We start from the raw sequence: 17891 nt of genomic DNA, 5'->3' as shown, positions 1-17891 counted from the left end.
AGGTGTGCATGACGCATGCCTCCTCTTTTCTTGTCCGGCTCAAGCCGAAATCCGATCCCCGCCCGATCCGCCACGGCGCGCCTTGGGTCTTTGCCAATGAAGTGGTGACGGACCGCCGCACCAAGGCGATCCCGCCCGGCGCGATTGCCCGGCTGCAGGATGGCGAGGGGCAGGATCTGGGCACGGTTGCCGTGAACCCGCTCTCCAAGATTTTCTGCCGGATGCTGGACCGCGATCCGGAAGCGGTGATCGATCAGGCGTGGTTTGCCCGCAAGCTCTCGGCGGCGCTCGCCCACCGTGAGACGCTGTTTGACGCCCCCTTCTACCGGCTCATCCACGCCGAGGCCGACGGGCTGCCCGGCGTGATTATCGACCGTTTCGGCGATGCGCTGGTGATCCAGCCCAACGCCGCCTGGGCCGATGTGGCGTTCGAGGCGCTGGCGGCGGCCGCGCAGGACGTCACCGGCTGCACCACGGTCGTGAAGAACGGCACCGGCCGGGCGCGTACGCTGGAGGGGCTGGAGGAGGTGACCGAGGTCGTTTCGGGCGCGGTGGATGCACCGATCCCGGTGCCGATGAACGGGGCCACCTATATCGCCGATCTGATGGGTGGGCAGAAAACCGGCCTGTTCTACGATCAGCGCCCCAACCACGCGTTCGCGCAGAGGCTGGTGGCCGGAAAGCGCGTGCTGGATGTGTTTTCCCATGTCGGGGGCTTCTCGCTGGCAGCCCTTGCGGGCGGGGCCGAAAGCGCCATGGCGGTGGACAGTTCCGCCGCCGCGCTGGATCTGGCCACGCAAGGGGCAGAAGCCGCTGGCACTGCCGCGCGGTTTGATACCCGCCGGGGCGATGCCTTTGCCGTGCTCGAAGCCTTGGCAGAGGAAGGCGCGCAGTTTGACGTGGTGATCTGCGATCCGCCCGCCTTCGCCCCCAACCGGCAGGCGCTGGACAAGGGCCTACGCGCCTATGAGCGCGTCGCCCGTCTGGCCGCGCCGCTGGTGGTGGAAGGGGGCTACCTGGGGCTCTGCTCCTGCTCCCATGCAGCCGATCTGGCGAAATTCCGCACCGCCTCCACGCGCGGCATTGGTCGGGCCGGGCGCAGCAGCCAGCTCATTCACACAGGGTTCGCCGGGGCCGACCATCCGCTGATGCCGCAACTGGCCGAAAGCGGCTACCTGAAGGCGCTCTTCTACCGGCTGTTGCCGTGAAGCTCGTCGTCGACGCCTGCGTGCTTTACCCCACCGTGCTGCGCGAAGCGGTGAGCGGGGTGGCGCAGGCGGGCATCTTCGCGCCGCTCTATTCCGACCGTATCCTTGGCGAATGGACCCATGCCGCCGCGCGGCTAGGCCCCTTAGAGGGCGCGCAAGCCGAAGGCGAGGCCGCGCTCTGGCGCGCGCGCTTCCCGCTGGGGCTGGTGGCGGCGGATGCGGATCTGGAAGCGCGGCTCTACCTGCCCGATCCGGCGGATTGCCATGTGCTGGCCACCGGGATCACCGGGCAGGCCGATGGCATCCTGACCCTGAACCTGAAGGATTTTCCGCGCCGGGAACTGGCCGCCCACGGGCTTGCGCCTTTGGGGCCGGATGCCTTCCTGCGCGGGCTTGCCGAGGCGACGCCGGAACTGCTGCGCGCGGTGACGGATCGGGTCCATGCGGAGGCCGAGCGGCTCTCTGGTGAGGCGCTGGATCCGCGCAAGCTCTACAAGAAGGCCCGGCTGCCGCGCATGGCGAAGGCTCTTTACGGCTAGGGCGCCTGCTAAAGCTTGAAATGATGTTGAAACGGTAGCGCCGGCCCGCGGGGTGGCGCAATCGCGCCGCCCCATGGGGGCGGGTCGGCGCGGCCCAACAGTGCCTGTTGGGCAAGAAAAAGGGCCTGTCAGACCGCCCATTTCTCCTCAAGCTTCTCGATCGCGCGGATGCGGTCCACGGTTTTCGGATGGCTCAGGAACCACGCGGGCATGGCGCCCGCATTGGCTTCGGTCAGGGCCTCGAGCTTGCCAAAAAGCGCCTTCTGCGGCGCGGTGCCGATGCCGGATTTCACCAGCAGCGCGGCGGCATAGGCGTCGGCTTCGTATTCATCCGAACGGGACAGCCGCGCGGCTAGAAGCGTGGTGAAGAAATTCGCAATCAACACGCCAACGCCGGGAATGAAGCGCGACAGAACCATGGCCATGGCGGTGCGCAGGGCGTTTTGGCCTGAGAAATCGATCATACGGCGGCGCGAATGGCCAAGCGCCACATGGCCCAGCTCATGGGCGATCACGCTGGCCATTTCCTCGGCGCTCACAAGGCCTGCGCGGTATTTCTCATAGAAGCCACGGGTGATGAAGATGCGCCCATCCGGCGCGGCGAGCCCGTTCACCGGGCCGATCTCATAGACATGCACCGGCACCTGCGGCACGTCGAGCGCGGTGGCAAAGCGATCGGTGATCGCCTTCAGCGCCGGATCGGCCAGCCGCGTGGATTTCGCGTCCAACTCCTTGCGGGTGCGGATCGCGGAGAAATGGTAGATCGCCAGCCCGTAAAGGATCGCCAGCAGGATGGGCATGAACTTGAGCATGCTCTGAATATGGGGCCGCTCCGGCAAGGCGGCAAGCGGCGAGGCGGGGCAGAAGGGGAGGGCGCACAGAAAAAGCGCCTCTGCCGGGGGGCAAAGGCGCAAGGTGGGGAGGGAGCCTGTGTGACGCAGGCAGGGAGTGAGTGAGTTTGCTCAGTTGGTGACGGTCGCGGCGCGGCCCACGGCGGGCGCGTCTTCGGCGTAGGTGTCGAACTCATAGCCCGGCACATAGGTGATCGAGATCACCTCGCCGGGGGCAAATGTCGTGTTGAGGATGTGGTTCACCTTGGCCTGATCACCTTCGCGCTGTGCCTGGATCAGCCGCTGCAGATCGGCGGTGGTGAACATTGCGGGGTCAACACCGGCAATGCGGGCCAGAGTGTTGTGGCCGGGAGAGAAGGCGTCCGTGGCCATCGCGGGGGCGGCGATGGCAAGGGCAAGGGTTGTCAGAAGGGCGGGCTTCAGCATTGTCTTGGCCTCCTTGATGGGGATCCGGCGCTATGGGGGCAGCGGCAGGGATCCGGGGATCTGTTTCAAAAGACTTTCAGGCGCGGCGGGGCCGGGGGGAGGGCCACCGCCGCGCCCTGTGGCCCCTTGGGAGAAGGGCCGGGCGCGATCAGGGCTGTCGCGCTTACTTGTTCAGGATCCAGCGGATGCGTTCCTGATCGTTGTCGGAGATGGCTTGATCCAGCAGGATCAGGTCATGGCGCGACAGGTTCGAAGCATCCACACCGTTGATTGCGGCGAGCATACGGTCACCGGCGGTCGGCACGGAGGAGGTGGATACGACACCGTTGTCGGTGAAGGTGCCGGCCTGGCTCAGGACGAAGTTGATCTCTTCGTCATCCTCGTCGCGCTGTGCCTGGATCAGGCGCTCCAGTTGGGCGATGGTGAAGTCGGCGGCGTTCACACCGGCCTCATTGGCGAGCTGCTGCTTGCCACCGGTCACGGAAGAACCGTCCAGCGTGTTGACGCCGTAGTCGGCCCCTTGGCTCAGGATGAAGGCCACGGTTTCCTTGTCGGAGTTGGCGCGGGCTTCCTGCAGGCGCTGCAGCTGGGCGACATCATAGATGCCGGGGGTGACGCCGGCTTCCAGCGACATCTGGATGGCACCGGCGCTTTGCGGGTTGCCTGCGAAAGCCGGGACGGCGATGGCAGCGGCGACAGCGGTGAGGGCGATTTTCTTGAACATCTTGTTTTCTCCTTTGGCCACATTGGGGAGGGTGGCCGTCGATTGGGGTTTGAAGTCTGGTTGGGCTTGGGGCCCGTCGTTGCGATGAGGCTGAGATATGGCTGGCAAGCGGCAGTGAAAAGGGGGGCGAGCTTCACGCTCTGTCGCCCAAATGTGAGCAAAGCCGCCTGCGCAAGCTCTGTGCATTTTTTCACAGACGGAGGCTCTTGCGCGAAATCGGTGCGGAAAGGGCGTGTGGGGGCGAAAACACCTGAAAATACCCCACTAAACCGTTCAGTTCAGTCGCGCGCGCTCACAGACGTGTGAGAAGCTGCGACAATCCGGGCCAAAGGCTTGAGGGAGAAGGGCAATCGGCCTGTGCAGGAAAGTGCAGAGGCTGGGCAGAAATGCGCAAAGTTTTTGTGCTTTTTTCGCTCGGGCCAGCTTGGCAGGTGGCAAAAACCGGCTTCCCGCCCGGTGAAGGGCGGAAAATCCCCTAGCGGGAGAGCGCTTTCATGCCCCGTTCGATGCCGTCCAGCGTCATCGGGACCATCTGATCCTCGAAAATCTCGCGGATCATCTGCACCGAATGGGTGTAATCCCAGTATTTTTCGGGCAGCGGGTTGATCCAGAGGTTATGCGGCCATTGCTCGCGTGCCCGCTGCAGCCAGACCTGCCCGGCCTCGGCGTTCCAATGCTCGTTCGCACCGCCGGGATAGGCGATCTCGTAGGGGCTCATCGAGGCGTCGCCCACGAAGATGCATTTATAGTCCGGCCCGTAGGTGCGCAGCACGTCCCATGTCGGGGTCTGCTCCTGCCAGCGGCGGCGGTTGTCCTTCCAGACGCCCTCATAGAGGCAGTTGTGGAAGTAGAAATGCTCGAAATGCTTGAACTCGCTCTTCGCCGCCGAGAAAAGCTCCTCCACCACGCGGATATGCGGATCCATCGAACCGCCGATGTCGAGGAACAGCAGAACCTTCACCGCGTTGCGGCGTTCTGGCCGTGTCTGGACATGGAGATAGCCGTGTTCGGCGGTGGCGCGGATGGTGCCGTCCAGATCCAGCTCCTCATGGGCCCCGTCGCGCGCCCAGCGGCGCAGGCGCTTGAGCGCGACCTTGATGTTGCGGGTGCCCAGCTCCACGTCGCCGTCGAGGTTCTTGAACTCGCGCTTGTCCCAGACCTTCACGGCGCGCTGGTGGCGACTTTCCTTCTGGCCGATGCGCACGCCTTCCGGGTTGTAGCCGTAGGCGCCAAAGGGGGAGGTGCCGGCGGTGCCGATCCACTTGTTGCCGCCCTGATGGCGCCCCTGCTGTTCTTTCAGGCGCTCCTGCAGCGTCTCCATCAGCTTCTCAAAGCCGCCAAGGGCCTCGATCTCGGCCTTTTCCTCGTCGGAAAGATACTTCTCGGCGAGTTTCTCCAGCCACTCGGCGGGGATGTCCACCGCCTCCAGCACCTGCTCGATCTTCAGATCCTCGATGCCTGAGAAGCTTTCCGCGAAGGCGCGGTCGAATTTGTCGAGGTTGCGCTCGTCCTTCACCATCACGGTGCGGGCGAGGTAATAGAAGGCGTCCACGTCGTAGGTGACGAGCCCGGCCTTCACCCCTTCCAGAAACCCGAGATATTCGCGCAGCGAGACAGGCACGCCGTTTTTGCGAAGGGTGTCGAAGAAGGGCAGGAACATCCGCTTAGAGCGAGCGGTGGATGAAAAGCGTGGCGAAGAGGCCGATCAGCGCGAAGAGGATCGCGTGGACGATGGCCCATTGGGCAATGTCCTTGCCGTTGCCGCCGCGTTTCTTCGCCCGGAGCGCGCCCAGCACGCCGCCGAGCACAAAGCCTGCAATCACGATCATCCGTTTCCACTTCCGGCTGCGGTGCGCCGCGGGGCGAGGGCCGCGATTTCGGCCTGACGCCGGCGCACTTCGTTGGCATCGGCGAAGCCATAGCGCGCCCATCCCAGACTGTCGAGGCGGACGTTGCGGGCCTCTGCTGGGCGATCCAGAAGCTCGAGCGCTTCGGATTTCATCATCATCAGGTTGGCCATCAGGGCCGCGTTCTGGCTGCGGGCCAGGGGCGGCATGTGGCGGTTGGCCAGCTCCAGCGCGCTTGTCGCCTGACCGGCCGAGAGCGCATAGGCTGTGAGCTGCACGCCCACATGGGCGCGGTGCACATCGGTGAGCGGGGACTTCGCGTAGAAGGCATCGGCCTTCAGGAAGGCCGCCAGCGCCGCCTCGGCCTGCGAAGACACCGAAAGCCGCCCCACGATATAATGGCTGAAGCCGCGGCGGTGATCTGTCCAGCCTTCGGCCTGTGCGATGGAAACGGCGCGCTGCGCGGCGGCGCGGCGGTTGCCCAGAGAGCCACGGGGGCCGAGCGCTTCCTGCACCGCCGACACCCAGGCGGGCGTGGTGGAGGGCAGGTAATTCGGGCTGCGCCCCTCGCCGCGCGGGTTCAGCCGCGCAAGCAGGCCCGGCAGGATCTCGGCCACCTGATTGCGGCTCATGCCGTTTTTCAAAGCAGGATCGTAATAGGCGCGCAGCATCAGCATATCGAAGCCGGTGAGCACGTTTTGCATGTTGTCGTCATTGAAGACGCTGTCGGGCAGGCGGAAGAGATCGTTCACCGGGCCAAGCGCCTGCGCGACTTCCTCATGGAGGCAGTCGCGGATTTCCTGCGGGCTTTCATCGGATTTCACGAAGATCGCCATGGTTTCGCGGCGGTCCAGCGTTGTCCAGTCCACGAGGCTTGTCTTGCGGTTGCGCTTGTAGTCGGCCCAGCTGGTGATGCGCGGCACGACGAAACAGGCGGCACTGGGGGCAAGGCGGCGCATCTCGCGGCTGGGGACGGCCTCGATGTTGAGATTGGCGGGCGCGCTGCCGCTGGCGCGGGAAATGTCGATCCCGGCCTCGTTGCGCAGACGGTCAATCAGGCGGGCCAGATCGGTGTTGAGCGAGGCAGGTGCAGCACCGGCGACGCGCACGGTGATCGGCTCTTCAAAACGGGTGAGCGTGGCCAGCGTCTTGCCGCTCTCCATCTTGAAGCTGAGATCGAGGAAATCGCGCACCATTTCGCTGTTGGCCCGCGTGGGCGGCGCGGCGCGCTCCGCCGCAAACACATTCATCGGCGGGAGTTTCGTGTCGATCGCCGTGGCGCGCGTGGCCACATCGGTGGAGGTCCCGCCGCCGCAGGCGGCCAGCGTGAACGTGAGGGGCACAAGAATGGGTAGGAACAGGGAACGCATCATAAAAACCACTTCGCACTAGTGACGGTTATACTTGATAAACGGTGTCAGCACGCCCACGCGGTCATAAAGTTTGCGTGCGGTGCCGTTAAACTCCTGCGTGAGCCAATACACAGAAGGCGCGCCGGCCGCGTCTGCCTCTTGATAGACGGCCTCGATCAGCGCCCGCCCCACGCCTTGCCCGCGCACGGCAGGGTCGGCGTAGAGATCCTGCAGATAGCAGGTGTTCTCGATCTTCCAGCCATGGCGGTGGAAGAGGTAATGGACAAGGCCCACGGCTTGGCCGTCCACCTCGGCGATCAGTCCGCTATAGTCCTGCGGATCATCGCCGAGCAGGCGGGTGAAATAGGTTTGGTAAATCTCATCTGCCAACTCGGTTTCGTAGAAGGCCAGATAGGCTTTCCACAACCGCCGCCATTCCGGTTCGTCCGTGGCGGAAAGGGGCCGGATGACAAGGCTCACCGCTGACCCCGCGCCATGAAGGCAAGGCGTTCGAAGAGGTGCACATCCTGTTCGTTCTTCAGCAGCGCGCCATGCAGCCGGGGCAGGGCGTTCGCACCGTCACGCTTCAGGTCCTCTGCGGAGAGATCCTCGGCAAGCAGCAATTTCAACCAATCCAAAACTTCACTCGTTGACGGCTTCTTCTTGAGCCCGCCTGTGTCCCGTATTTCGTAGAATTGCGTCAATGCTGTGGTGAGAAGCTGTTCTTTTATGCCCGGATGATGGACTTCGACAATCTGGCGCATCGTCTCCATGTCGGGGAAGCGGATGTAGTGGAAGAAACAGCGGCGCAGGAAGGCGTCGGGCAGTTCTTTCTCGTTGTTGGAAGTGATGATCACGATCGGGCGCTGGCGCGCGCGCACCGTCTCGCCGGTCTCGTAGACATGGAACTCCATCTTATCGAGTTCCTGCAGCAGATCGTTGGGGAACTCGATGTCGGCCTTGTCGATCTCGTCGATCAGAAGCACCACGCGGCCCTCGGCCTCAAACGCCTGCCAGAGCTTGCCCTTCTTGATATAATTGGCCACGTCCTGCACGCGCGCATCGCCAAGCTGGCTGTCGCGCAGGCGCGAGACGGCATCGTATTCATAGAGCCCCTGCTGCGCCTTGGTGGTGGATTTGATGTGCCATTCCAGCATCGGCAGGCCCAGGGCCTCGCTGACCTGGCGGGCCAGTTCGGTTTTGCCGGTGCCGGGCTCGCCCTTGACCAGAAGGGGGCGCTCAAGGGCCACGGCGGCGTTGACGGCAATCTTCAGATCATCCGTCGCGACATAGGCGTCGGTTCCGTTGAATTTCATAGCGATACGATGGGCCTGTCTGTGAGTGTCGTGGCAAACACTAACACAGCGCGGCGCGGCATCAAGACGCCTGCCTGCGCGTGTAGACATTCCCCAAGGGAGGCGCTAAACGGAGCGCAGAGAAAGGGGGCTGGATGACAGACTCACAACAGCTGACAACCAGCGAGCAAGAGGGAGCAGGTATGAAAGCCGAGGTTTTCCTGCCAGACGACTATCAACCGGCTGAAGACGAGCCGTTCATGAACGAACGGCAGCTTGAGTATTTCCGCCGTAAGCTGATCAACTGGAAGCACGACCTGCTGGAAGACAGCAGGGACACCATCGAGGGGCTGCAGGACAGCACCCGCAACATTCCCGACATCGCCGACCGCGCCTCTGAAGAGACCGACCGCGCACTTGAACTGCGCACCCGGGATCGTCAGCGCAAGCTTGTCGCCAAGATCGACAGCGCCCTGCGCCGGATCGACGAGGGCGAATACGGCTACTGCGAGGAAACCGGCGAGCCGATTTCCCTGAAGCGGCTGGACGCGCGTCCGATCGCGACGCTGTCGCTGGAGGCGCAGGAGCGCCACGAGCGGCGCGAGAAGGTGCATCGCGACGATTGATGGGGCGGGGCGACCCGGAGCCATCACCGCAAAGACCCGTTGCCGCCGGATCCGTTCCGGCGGCACTTTTTTCGCCGGAAGGAGCCCGCGATGCTGATCGGGCAGAAAATCACAATTCTTGGCGCGGGCATTGCCGGTCTCTCCGCTGCGCTTGCGCTGTCGCTGCGCGGGGCGCAGGTGACGGTGCTGGAGCAGGCCGAGGCGATCCGCGAAGTGGGCGCGGGCATCCAGGTGAGCCCGAACGGTTTTGCCGTGCTCAACGCGCTCGGCGTGGGCGCAGCCCTGAAAGCGCGCGCGGTGCGGGCCGTGGCGGTGGAACTGCGCGACTACCGCGCCGGGCGTCATGTGATGACGGTGGATCTTTCTTCGCTGCCCGAGGGGCAGGATTACTTCTTCGTGCACCGCAGCGATCTGGTAGAGGTTCTGGCCGAGGCCACGCGCGCCGCCGGGGCGCGGATCAACCTGTTGCAACAGGTGGAGGCGATCGAAGATCACGGCGAAGAGGGCTTCGAGGTGCGCACCGCGCTTGGCGGCTGCCACAAGGCGCAGATCCTGCTGGGCGCGGACGGGGTGCATTCGAAGCTGCGCACCGTCCTGAACGGGCCGGCAGAGCCGTTTTTCACCGGGCAGGTGGCCTGGCGGGCCACGATCCCGGCCAGCCCTGCCATTGCTGAGCGCCGTGTGAAGGTTTTCATGGGGCCGCACCGCCATGTGGTGATGTATCCCCTGCGCGAAGGCCAGCTGATGAACATCGTGGCCGTACAGGAGCGGCGTGACTGGACGGCCGAAAGCTGGACGCAGGAAGACAGCCCGGAAAACCTGCTGCGCGCTTTCGCCGATTTCGACGGCGAGGTGAAGGGCTGGCTCTCCCGCGTGGAGACGGTGCACCAATGGGGGCTGTTCCGCCACCCGGTGGCGCGGCATTGGTATCGGGGTAGCGCCGCCATCCTTGGCGATGCGGCCCACCCGACACTGCCCTTCCTTGCCCAAGGGGCCTGCATGGCGCTTGAAGACGCTTGGGTTCTGGCGGAGAGCCTGTCCAATGCAGAGACCCCGGAATCGGGGTTTGCGGCCTATCAGTCGCAGCGCCTCAAGCGCGTGCCACGGGTGATCGAGGCGGCCAACAAAAACGCCTACCGCTATCACCTGAGCTTCCCGCCCCTGCGCCTTGCCGCCCATACCGCGCTGCGGCTGGCCGGAAACCTCGCCCCCGGCGCGGCGGTGAAGCAGTTTGACTGGCTCTACGGGCTGGACGTGACAAAGGGCGCTGCCTGAGCAGGATTTCACCCGCCGCTGGCGCGGCCGGTGAAGCCTCCGGCGGGGATATTTTCAGAACAAAGTAAGGCGCGCGCTTAGGCGGCGAGATCGATCCAGACGGGGACGTGGTCGGAGGGTTTCTCGCGGCCGCGGATTTCGCTGTCGATCTGGCAGTCCTGCAAAAGGTCCGCGCATTGCGGGGTGAGCAGGAAATGGTCGATCCGGATGCCGTCGTTGCGGTTCCATGCGCCGGCCTGATAGTCCCAGAAGCTGTAGTGCTCTGGCCCGTGGACGCGGGCGCGGAAGGCTTCGGTGAAGCCGAGGTTCAGGATGCGGCGGTAGGCGGCACGGCTTTCGGGGCGGTAGAGCGCGTCTTCCACCCAGGCTTCGGGGCGCTTGGCGTCTTCGGCTTGCGGGATAATGTTGTAATCGCCCGCCATCAGCGCGGGGGTTTCTTCGGCCAGCAGCGCCTCGGCGCGCTGTTTCAGGCGTTCCATCCAGGCCAGTTTGTAATCGTATTTCGGCCCCGGCACGGGATTGCCGTTGGGCAGGTAGAGCCCGCAGAGGCGGACCGCCTGTTTGCCCACCACCGTGGCCTCGATCCAGCGCGCCTGTTCGTCTTCCTCGTCGCCAGGCAGGCCGCGGGTGACATCTTCCAGCGGAAGTTTGGACAGGATCGCGACACCGTTGAAGCTTTTCTGGCCGTGGGTTTCGACCTGATAGCCGAGATCTTCGAAGATCTCGCGCGGAAAGGCTTCATCGACGGATTTGATTTCCTGCAGCAGGGCGACATCGGGCTGGCGCTCCTTAAGCCAGTCGGTTAGCGCGTTCACCCGCGCCTTGATGCCGTTGATGTTGAAGGTCGCGATGATCATGAGGCCCCCCTGTGGCGTGCTTCCCCTCTATCGCGCATTCGGGCGCGGCCCGCAATCACCGGGCGAAGGGGGGGCGCAAGGCGGCTTGGGGTATTTTCGCTTGCCTCGCGCAGAAGATGTGCGCAGATTGGCGGGCAATCACAACAGGTTGCAGGCGAGGGCTGGGAATTGATCACGTGGAAACAGGCTGCCGTTCTGGCGGCAGGGGCGCTTTTGCCCGCAGGCGCTCTGGCACAGGAGGCCGATTGCACAGAGGCCCGCGCGATCTGGGGAGACGTGAAGGGCTCGGGCTCCGAGGAGGCGCTGCTGGCCTTTGTGGAAATTTTCGGCACCTGCCCGATCTATGGCGCTCTGGCGCGCGATCAGCTGACCGGGATGCGCGAAGAGATGGCCGCGGCCGATGAGGCGGCCTCGCCTGATCCGGTGCCCGATCCCGGTGGCGCGCGCAATGAAAGCTTCACATCACAGCGCGCCTTGGACACTGCGGGCCGCCTGCAAGTGGCCGATCTGCCGCCACTGAAAGAGCCGGACCCCGACAGCCGCCACCCCGAGCTGGATTTCAATGATGCGGAGTACGACTGTATCTCCCTGGCTGGTGCGCCCGGGCAAACCCCTTACATCGACGGCGTCTATTGGTCCGAGCTGGATCCGGTGCTTGCCCTCTGGGCCTGTTCAACGGCCTTGCTGGACAGTGATAGCCCGCAGGACGATGTGATTGCGGCCTATGCCCGCGCTCTGAACAAGGCCGAAGACTGGGATCGTGCGCTGGATGAGGCGGAGCGGGCGGCTCTGATGGGCAATGGCATGGCGATGAACCTGCTTGGCAGCATGTATCGCTATGGCAATGGCGTGGAAAAGGATCTTACCACCGCGCTGGCGTGGTACGAGGCCGCCGCAGAGCGCAGCTTCCAGCTTGGCCTCTTCAACATGGGCCAGTTTTACCAATACGGCTGGGGCGTGGAAAAGGATCCCGACCGCGCCCTCGCGCTCTATGAAAAAGGGGCCAGCCTTTGGGAGGTCTTCAGCAAGGAAAAGCTCGGGCTTCTCTATCGCGACGGGGTGATCGTGGAGCAGGACATCAGCAAGGCCGAGGACTACCTGATCGAGGCCACGACGTCCGGGCTGCCGTCCGCGGCGCGCCATCTTGCCGTGATGTATGAGAACGGCGAAGGGGCATATGCCTATGACTACGACAAAGCCCTGACGCTCTATGCCATCGCCGCTGACAAGGGCGACGTGGAGGCGATGCACAACTTCGGGCTGATGCTCTACAACGGCAAAGGGATCTCGCCGGATCGCGACAGCGCCAAGCAGATCTGGCTGGAAGCGGCGGATCTGGGCCACGCGGGCGCGCAGCGCAAATACGGGCGTATCGCTCATGAAGATGGCGATCCCGACACCGCCGTGCGCTACTACCGCATGTCGGCCGCGCAGGGTGATGAGGTCGCGCAGCGCCTGCTCAAGGAAATGGGTGTTGAGGACTAAGGCCTTTGCCCGGCGCCGCAATGTGGCAGCCGGGCGCGTCGCCTACATCGAGAAGCTGGTGCCGCAGCCGCAGGAAGAGGAGGCGTTGGGGTTTTCGATAGTGAAGCGCGCGCCAATCAGCTCTTCGGAGAAATCGATCACCGCATCGGCGAGGAAGGGCAGGGAAACGCTGTCCACCACAACTTTCTGGCCTTCGCCTTCCAGCACCAGATCATCGGCCGCCGGATCATCCAGCCGGATGTCATACTGAAAGCCCGAACAGCCGCCGCCTTCCACGGCCACGCGCAGGGCCTTGGCCTCGCCGGAGGCCTCGTTGATCTCGGCCAGCCGCGCGAAGGCGCGGGGGGTGACTTTGGGGGGCAGGTTCAGATCCATCTCGGTGTTCGCTTTGCGGTTTCCATTCACGCAAGCCTCAATATAAGGTGCCGCAAAAGAGGCGACAACCGGCAGATCACATGCTTGCACCATTTGCCTCCGACCCCGCCAAGAGCCGAGGCAGGCTTTACGCGGAGGAGGAAAGCGCGCACCGCTCCTGTTTCCAGCGGGATCGGGACAGGATCATTCATTCTTCGGCCTTCCGCAGGCTCAAGCACAAGACGCAGGTCTTCATTGAGCATGAGGGGGATTATTTCCGCACCCGGCTGACCCATTCGATCGAGGTGGCGCAGGTGGCGCGCACCATCGCGAGCACGCTGGGGCTCAATCAGGAACTCACCGAGGCCGTGGCGCTGGCCCATGATCTGGGCCACACGCCCTTTGGCCACACCGGCGAAGATGCGATGCATGATCTGATGGCGCCTTACGGCGGTTTTGATCACAACGCGCAGGCGCTGCATATCGTCACCTCGCTGGAGCGCCACTATGCGGAGTGGGACGGGCTGAACCTGACGTGGGAGACGCTGGAAGGCATCGCCAAGCACAATGGCCCCGTGGTTGGGGAACTGCCTTACGCGCTGGCCGCCTATAACGCGCGCCATGATCTGGAGTTGGGCACCTACGCCAGCGCCGAGGCGCAGGTGGCGGCGCTGTCGGACGACATCGCCTACAACAACCACGATCTGCACGATGGCTTGCGGGCAGAGTTGTTTTCCACCGATGAATTGGCCGAAATGCCGATCCTGCACGAGTGTTTCGCGCGGGTGGACAAGCTCTATCCGGGTCTGAACTACTACCGCCGCCGCCACGAGGCCCTGCGCCGCTTCTTTGGCGTGTTGGTGGAAGATGTGCTGGAGGTCACCCGCCGCGAGATCGCCGCGTTGGAACCGCAGAGCGTCGAAGACGTGCGCCATGGCGGACGGCAGATTGTGCGCTTTTCCGATGGGTTGTGGCAGGATCTTAAAGTGATCCGCGAGTTCCTCTTCTACCGCATGTACCGCGCGCCTTCGGTGGTGGAGATGCGCAAGCGGGTCACGCAGGTGGTGCGCGAGCTGTTCCCCTATTACATGGCCAACCCCGAGCAACTGCCCCGCCAGTGGCGCAAGGATGTGGCCGAGGCCCCGGATGAAACCGCGCTCGCGCGCATCGTAGCCGATTACATCGCCGGGATGACGGACCGCTTCGCGCTGCAGGAATACACCCGCCATTTTGGCACCGATATTCTGGACGGGCTGCCGCGCTAGGCACGCAAGCTTGCTTCAAGGAATCCGTTGCGGCACGGGCGCTTGGCCGATAGCGTTCACAGCTAGACGCAGCGCGCAGCGGGGGCATTTCGGCATGGCAGGCACACCGGCAGAGGGGCTTGATCCCGTTTCCGCCATCGCCCTTGTGGGCGCGGTGGGCATCGGGGCGCAGTGGCTGGCGTGGCGGCTGCGGGTGCCGGGCATCGTGCTCATGCTGCTGGCCGGTGTGCTCGTCGGCCCCGTCTTCGGCCTGCTGGACCCGCAGCGCGACATCGGCCCCATCACCGACAGCGTGATCTCCATCGCCGTGGCGGTGATCCTTTTTGAAGGCGGGCTGACGCTCAATTTCCATACTCTGAAAGATGCCGCCAAGGGCGTGCGCCGCCTCGTGATCCTCGGCGCGCCACTGGGCTGGCTCACCTCCACGCTGGCGCTGCGCTATGGCGCGGGGCTGAGCTGGGAGGCGGCCACCGTGTTTGGCGGCATCATGATTGTCACCGGCCCCACCGTGATCGCGCCACTGTTGCGCCAAGCCCGTCTGCAGCGCCGCCCGGCGACGCTTCTGCAGTGGGAGGCCATCGTCAACGACCCCATCGGCGCGCTGGCCGCGGTCTTCGCCTTCGGCATCGTGATGGTGCTGAACGACAGTGAATCGCTTGGACATGGCCTGTGGCATTTCATCTATGGCACTGTTTTTGCAGGGCTTGCGGGCTTTGCGGCGGGCTGGCTCGTGTCGTACTCCTTCCGCCGGGGGCGGGTGCCGGAGTTCATGAAGGTGCCTGCGCTGGTGGCGATCCTGCTGGCTGTCTTCGCGGTGACGGACCTCGTGATGCACGAAAGCGGGCTGCTTGCGGTCACGGTCATGGGCGTGGTGATCGCCAATGCCAATCTGCCCTCCTACGAGGAACTGCGCCGCTTCAAGGAACACGCCACGATCCTGCTTGTCTCCGGCGTGTTCATCCTGCTGGCGGCGGATCTGGATTTCTCGACTCTGGCCGGGCTGGACTGGCGCACGGCGGCTTTCGTGGCCGCAACGGTGTTGCTCGCGCGCCCGGCGGCGGTGCTGCTGGCGCTTCTGGGCACGAACCTGCCGTGGAAGGAGCGCATCCTCGTGGCTTTCACGGGCCCGCGCGGCGTGGTGTTGGTGGCCGTTGCTGGGCTCTTTGGCGTGCGGCTCGTGGACATCGGCGTGGCCGACGGCGCGCTCCTGGGCCCTCTGGCCTTCGTGCTGGTCTCGGCAACGGTGGTGCTGCACGGCTTCACGCTCGCGCCGTTTGCCCGCTTCCTCGGGCTCACCGCCTCGGGCACGCCCGGCGTGCTGATCGTGGGCGGCTCGCGCTTCAGCGCGGGGCTGGCCGAGGAGATCGCGGCGGCCGAGATCCCGGTGCGCGTGGCCGATGGCAATCTCTACCACCTGCGCCGGGCGCGCGAAGTCGGGGTGCCGGTGTTCTACGGCGATATTCTTTCGGAAAGCGCCGAGCAGCAGCTGCATCTGGTGGAGTATGGCACGCTGCTCACAGTCACGGACAATGACGCCTACAACACGCTCGTAGCCACCGATCTGGCACCGGAGTTCGGGCGGGATCGCGTGTTCCAGGTGGCTCGCTACAAGGCAGACGCGCCCCGTCACGCGCTGCCGTCCACCCTGGGCGGGCGCGGCTTTGCGCAGGGGCTGACCTATGGCGATCTGGAGCGCCAGATGATCGCGGGTTGGGAGTTCCGCACCACCCGTATCACCGAGGAATTCCCCTTTGCCGCCTGGCAAGAGATGCACCCGGACGCCGTCGTGGTGGCGCTGCTGGAGAAAGGCGAGATCGCCTTCCACGTCAAGGAGCCGCCTTCGGGAAGCCGCCTGATCGCGCTGGCCCCGCCGCGGCCCAAGGTGGCCGCCGCCAAGGGCACCACCACCGAAGAGGCCACGGCGGCGGGGCAGGCGGGCTGATCGGGCACCAAACCGCGCCCCGCACGGCGGATTGACCCCGCCGATACAGGTGGTAAACCCGGCATCAGATCAAAGGATGCCGATATGAACCTCTTCGCCGAAATCAGAACGCTTGTGCTGCAATCGCTCACTGAGTTGCAGGCCGAAGGCACGCTGCCCGAGGGGCTGGACTTCGCCAATGTCGCCGTAGAGCCGCCGCGCGATGCCGCCCATGGGGACATGGCCACCAATGCCGCCATGGTGCTGGCGAAACCGGCGAAGATGAACCCGCGCGAGATCGCGCAGGCGCTGGCGGCGAAGCTCTCGGCGGATCCGCGCATCACCGAGGCAGATGTGGCCGGGCCGGGCTTTTTGAACCTGCGGCTGTCGCCGTCCGTCTGGCACGGGGTGATCACGGGCGCGCTGAGCCAGGGCACGGATTTCGGCAAATCCCCCATGGGCGCGGGCGAGAAGGTGAACGTGGAATATGTGTCGGCCAACCCGACGGGCCCGCTACACGTGGGCCACACGCGCGGCGCTGTCTTCGGCGATGCGCTGGCGAGCCTTCTGGCCTACGCCGGCTATGACGTGACCCGCGAATATTACATCAACGACGGCGGCGCGCAGGTCGATACGCTCGCGCGGTCTGTTTACCTGCGGTATCTGGAAGCCAACGGGCAGGAGGTCGCCTTCGAGGATGGCACCTATCCGGGCGACTACCTGATCCCCGTGGGCGAGGCGCTGGCGGCGGTCTATGGCGACAAGCTCGTCGGTAAGCCGGAATCCGAGTGGCTGGACGAGATCCGCGATTACGCCACCGACGCCATGTTGCACCTGATCCGCGAGGATCTGGCGAGCATCGGCGTGGAGATGGATGTCTTCTATTCCGAGAAATCCCTCTACGGCACTGGCCAGATCGAAGGCGCGCTGAAGGCGCTGGAAAATCAGGGCCTGATTTACCAAGGCGTGCTGGAGCCGCCGAAAGGCAAGACGCCCGAAGATTGGGAGCCGCGCGAGCAGACGCTGTTCCGCTCCACCGCCCATGGCGACGACGTGGATCGTCCGGTGAAGAAGAGCGATGGCAGCTGGACGTATTTCGCCCCCGACATCGCCTATCACTACACCAAGATCGAACGCGGCTTCGACAGCCTGATCGACGTCTTCGGCGCCGATCACGGCGGCTACGTGAAGCGGATGAAGGCGGCGGTGTCCGCGCTCTCCGGCGGCACCGTGCCGCTGGACGTGAAGCTCACCCAGCTCGTGAAGCTCTACAAGAACGGCGAGCCCTTTAAGATGAGCAAGCGGGCTGGGACGTTCATCACCCTGCGCGACGTGGTGGAGCAGGTCGGCCCCGATGTGACCCGTTTCGTGATGCTCACCCGCAAGAACGACGCGCCGCTGGATTTCGATTTCGACAAGGTGCTGGAGCAATCCAAGGAAAACCCGGTGTTCTACGTGCAATACGCCAATGCACGGGTCTGCTCGGTGCTGCGCAAGGCCGTGGAAGCCGGGATGAGCGTGGACGATGCCGCGTTGCTGCAGGCCGATCTCTCCGGCCTCATTGATCCGGCCGAGATCGCCGTGGCCAAGAAGCTCGCCGAATGGCCGCGCCTCGTGGAGATCGCCGCGCGCACCCATGAGCCGCACCGCGTGGCCTTCTACCTCTACGAACTGGCCAGCGATTTCCACGCGCTCTGGAACCGTGGCAACGACCAGCCGGAGCTGCGCTTCTTCCAGGAGGGCAACGAGGCTGCGAGCCAGTCCAAAATCGCGCTCATCCGTGCCGTGGCCGTTGTTATTTCCGCCGGTCTTGGTATCCTTGGCGTGACCCCGGTCGAAGAAATGCGCTGAACGACAAGAAGCGCC

General features: G+C 64.6%; 18 protein-coding genes. 8 read left to right on the top strand and 10 right to left on the bottom strand.

Going from position 1 to position 17891, the window contains the following annotated elements; all coding sequences use genetic code 11:
- The first annotated feature begins 8 nt into the window (after positions 1 to 8).
- Complete coding sequence (locus KVX96_RS11765) at positions 9 to 1208, top strand: RSP_2647 family RNA methyltransferase (protein WP_261194655.1); 1200 nt, start codon at positions 9 to 11, stop codon at positions 1206 to 1208.
- Positions 1205 to 1747 carry an RSP_2648 family PIN domain-containing protein gene (locus KVX96_RS11760; RefSeq protein WP_261194654.1) on the top strand — a complete coding sequence of 181 codons (543 nt, stop codon included), beginning with the start codon at positions 1205 to 1207 and terminating at the stop codon, positions 1745 to 1747. Before KVX96_RS11765 ends, KVX96_RS11760 begins: the two co-directional genes overlap by 4 nt.
- Before the next feature lie 128 nt (positions 1748 to 1875).
- Here KVX96_RS11760 and KVX96_RS11755 read toward each other — a convergent pair whose 3' ends face one another.
- The 8 genes from KVX96_RS11755 to KVX96_RS11720 all read right to left on the bottom strand — a co-directional run bounded on the left by KVX96_RS11755 (position 1876) and on the right by KVX96_RS11720 (position 8263).
- Positions 1876 to 2559, bottom strand: a complete 684-nt coding sequence (locus KVX96_RS11755; protein WP_261194653.1) for a M48 family metalloprotease — start codon at positions 2557 to 2559, stop codon at positions 1876 to 1878.
- Between the two features lie 150 nt (positions 2560 to 2709).
- Positions 2710 to 3024, bottom strand: coding sequence for a hypothetical protein (locus tag KVX96_RS11750; RefSeq protein WP_261194652.1), 315 nt, complete (start codon positions 3022 to 3024; stop codon positions 2710 to 2712).
- Positions 3025 to 3187: 163 nt separating this feature from the next.
- On the bottom strand, positions 3188 to 3748 hold the full coding sequence (locus tag KVX96_RS11745; protein ID WP_261194651.1) for a hypothetical protein: 561 nt from the start codon (positions 3746 to 3748) through the stop codon (positions 3188 to 3190).
- Between the two features lie 475 nt (positions 3749 to 4223).
- Entirely contained in the window at positions 4224 to 5408 is a 1185-nt protein-coding gene (locus KVX96_RS11740) for a vWA domain-containing protein (protein WP_261194650.1), read from the bottom strand.
- Between the two features lie 4 nt (positions 5409 to 5412).
- Positions 5413 to 5577, bottom strand: coding sequence for a hypothetical protein (locus tag KVX96_RS11735; RefSeq protein WP_261194649.1), 165 nt, complete (start codon positions 5575 to 5577; stop codon positions 5413 to 5415).
- A complete protein-coding gene (locus tag KVX96_RS11730) occupies positions 5574 to 6968 on the bottom strand; it encodes a DUF2927 domain-containing protein (RefSeq protein WP_261194647.1) in 1395 nt (464 codons plus the stop codon). Before KVX96_RS11730 ends, KVX96_RS11735 begins: the two co-directional genes overlap by 4 nt.
- Before the next feature lie 15 nt (positions 6969 to 6983).
- On the bottom strand, positions 6984 to 7427 hold the full coding sequence (locus tag KVX96_RS11725) for a GNAT family N-acetyltransferase (protein WP_261194646.1): 444 nt from the start codon (positions 7425 to 7427) through the stop codon (positions 6984 to 6986).
- The gene (locus tag KVX96_RS11720) at positions 7424 to 8263 is read right to left on the bottom strand and encodes an AAA family ATPase (protein WP_261194645.1); all 840 of its coding nucleotides are present in this window, start codon (positions 8261 to 8263) and stop codon (positions 7424 to 7426) included. Before KVX96_RS11720 ends, KVX96_RS11725 begins: the two co-directional genes overlap by 4 nt.
- A gap of 182 nt (positions 8264 to 8445) precedes the next feature.
- Between KVX96_RS11720 and dksA the strand changes: the two genes are divergently transcribed.
- Positions 8446 to 8868, top strand: coding sequence for an RNA polymerase-binding protein DksA (dksA, locus tag KVX96_RS11715; protein WP_261194644.1), 423 nt, complete (start codon positions 8446 to 8448; stop codon positions 8866 to 8868).
- A 90-nt stretch (positions 8869 to 8958) separates the two neighbouring features.
- Positions 8959 to 10143 carry an FAD-dependent oxidoreductase gene (locus KVX96_RS11710; RefSeq protein ID WP_261194642.1) on the top strand — a complete coding sequence of 395 codons (1185 nt, stop codon included), beginning with the start codon at positions 8959 to 8961 and terminating at the stop codon, positions 10141 to 10143.
- A 77-nt stretch (positions 10144 to 10220) separates the two neighbouring features.
- Here KVX96_RS11710 and xth read toward each other — a convergent pair whose 3' ends face one another.
- The gene (xth, locus tag KVX96_RS11705; protein ID WP_261194640.1) at positions 10221 to 11000 is read right to left on the bottom strand and encodes an exodeoxyribonuclease III; all 780 of its coding nucleotides are present in this window, start codon (positions 10998 to 11000) and stop codon (positions 10221 to 10223) included.
- 168 nt (positions 11001 to 11168) lie between these two features.
- On the opposite strand from xth, the gene KVX96_RS11700 reads away from it, so the two are divergent.
- Positions 11169 to 12485 carry a tetratricopeptide repeat protein gene (locus KVX96_RS11700; RefSeq protein WP_261194638.1) on the top strand — a complete coding sequence of 439 codons (1317 nt, stop codon included), beginning with the start codon at positions 11169 to 11171 and terminating at the stop codon, positions 12483 to 12485.
- A 42-nt stretch (positions 12486 to 12527) separates the two neighbouring features.
- Here KVX96_RS11700 and KVX96_RS11695 read toward each other — a convergent pair whose 3' ends face one another.
- Positions 12528 to 12854, bottom strand: coding sequence for a HesB/IscA family protein (locus tag KVX96_RS11695; protein WP_261195445.1), 327 nt, complete (start codon positions 12852 to 12854; stop codon positions 12528 to 12530).
- 86 nt (positions 12855 to 12940) lie between these two features.
- On the opposite strand from KVX96_RS11695, the gene KVX96_RS11690 reads away from it, so the two are divergent.
- From KVX96_RS11690 to argS, 3 genes are all read left to right on the top strand, one after another.
- The gene (locus KVX96_RS11690; RefSeq protein ID WP_261194636.1) at positions 12941 to 14104 is read left to right on the top strand and encodes a deoxyguanosinetriphosphate triphosphohydrolase; all 1164 of its coding nucleotides are present in this window, start codon (positions 12941 to 12943) and stop codon (positions 14102 to 14104) included.
- A 94-nt stretch (positions 14105 to 14198) separates the two neighbouring features.
- Positions 14199 to 16046, top strand: a complete 1848-nt coding sequence (locus KVX96_RS11685) for a cation:proton antiporter (protein ID WP_261194634.1) — start codon at positions 14199 to 14201, stop codon at positions 16044 to 16046.
- Positions 16047 to 16130: 84 nt separating this feature from the next.
- Positions 16131 to 17876, top strand: a complete 1746-nt coding sequence (gene argS, locus KVX96_RS11680; RefSeq protein WP_261194632.1) for an arginine--tRNA ligase — start codon at positions 16131 to 16133, stop codon at positions 17874 to 17876.
- Positions 17877 to 17891 lie beyond the last annotated feature (15 nt).

Source organism: Pseudoruegeria sp. SHC-113 (assembly GCF_025376885.1).
Taxonomy (GTDB): domain Bacteria; phylum Pseudomonadota; class Alphaproteobacteria; order Rhodobacterales; family Rhodobacteraceae; genus Pseudoruegeria.
The sequence above is the reverse complement of the archived record's forward strand: the minus strand, read 5'-3'. Positions and strand labels throughout refer to the sequence as shown.

What these genes read in the sequence shown, in the direction of transcription:
- KVX96_RS11765 (WP_261194655.1), top strand. Translation starts at nt 9, where the DNA reads ATGACGCATGCCTCCTCTTTTCTTGTCCGGCTCAAGCCGAAATCCGAT.
- KVX96_RS11755 (WP_261194653.1), bottom strand. Translation starts at nt 2,559, where the DNA reads ATGCTCAAGTTCATGCCCATCCTGCTGGCGATCCTTTACGGGCTGGCG.
- KVX96_RS11750 (WP_261194652.1), bottom strand. Translation starts at nt 3,024, where the DNA reads ATGCTGAAGCCCGCCCTTCTGACAACCCTTGCCCTTGCCATCGCCGCC.
- KVX96_RS11745 (WP_261194651.1), bottom strand. Translation starts at nt 3,748, where the DNA reads ATGTTCAAGAAAATCGCCCTCACCGCTGTCGCCGCTGCCATCGCCGTC.
- KVX96_RS11740 (WP_261194650.1), bottom strand. Translation starts at nt 5,408, where the DNA reads ATGTTCCTGCCCTTCTTCGACACCCTTCGCAAAAACGGCGTGCCTGTC.
- KVX96_RS11735 (WP_261194649.1), bottom strand. Translation starts at nt 5,577, where the DNA reads ATGATCGTGATTGCAGGCTTTGTGCTCGGCGGCGTGCTGGGCGCGCTC.
- KVX96_RS11730 (WP_261194647.1), bottom strand. Translation starts at nt 6,968, where the DNA reads ATGATGCGTTCCCTGTTCCTACCCATTCTTGTGCCCCTCACGTTCACG.
- KVX96_RS11720 (WP_261194645.1), bottom strand. Translation starts at nt 8,263, where the DNA reads ATGAAATTCAACGGAACCGACGCCTATGTCGCGACGGATGATCTGAAG.
- dksA (WP_261194644.1), top strand. Translation starts at nt 8,446, where the DNA reads ATGAAAGCCGAGGTTTTCCTGCCAGACGACTATCAACCGGCTGAAGAC.
- KVX96_RS11710 (WP_261194642.1), top strand. Translation starts at nt 8,959, where the DNA reads ATGCTGATCGGGCAGAAAATCACAATTCTTGGCGCGGGCATTGCCGGT.
- xth (WP_261194640.1), bottom strand. Translation starts at nt 11,000, where the DNA reads ATGATCATCGCGACCTTCAACATCAACGGCATCAAGGCGCGGGTGAAC.
- KVX96_RS11690 (WP_261194636.1), top strand. Translation starts at nt 12,941, where the DNA reads ATGCTTGCACCATTTGCCTCCGACCCCGCCAAGAGCCGAGGCAGGCTT.
- KVX96_RS11685 (WP_261194634.1), top strand. Translation starts at nt 14,199, where the DNA reads ATGGCAGGCACACCGGCAGAGGGGCTTGATCCCGTTTCCGCCATCGCC.
- argS (WP_261194632.1), top strand. Translation starts at nt 16,131, where the DNA reads ATGAACCTCTTCGCCGAAATCAGAACGCTTGTGCTGCAATCGCTCACT.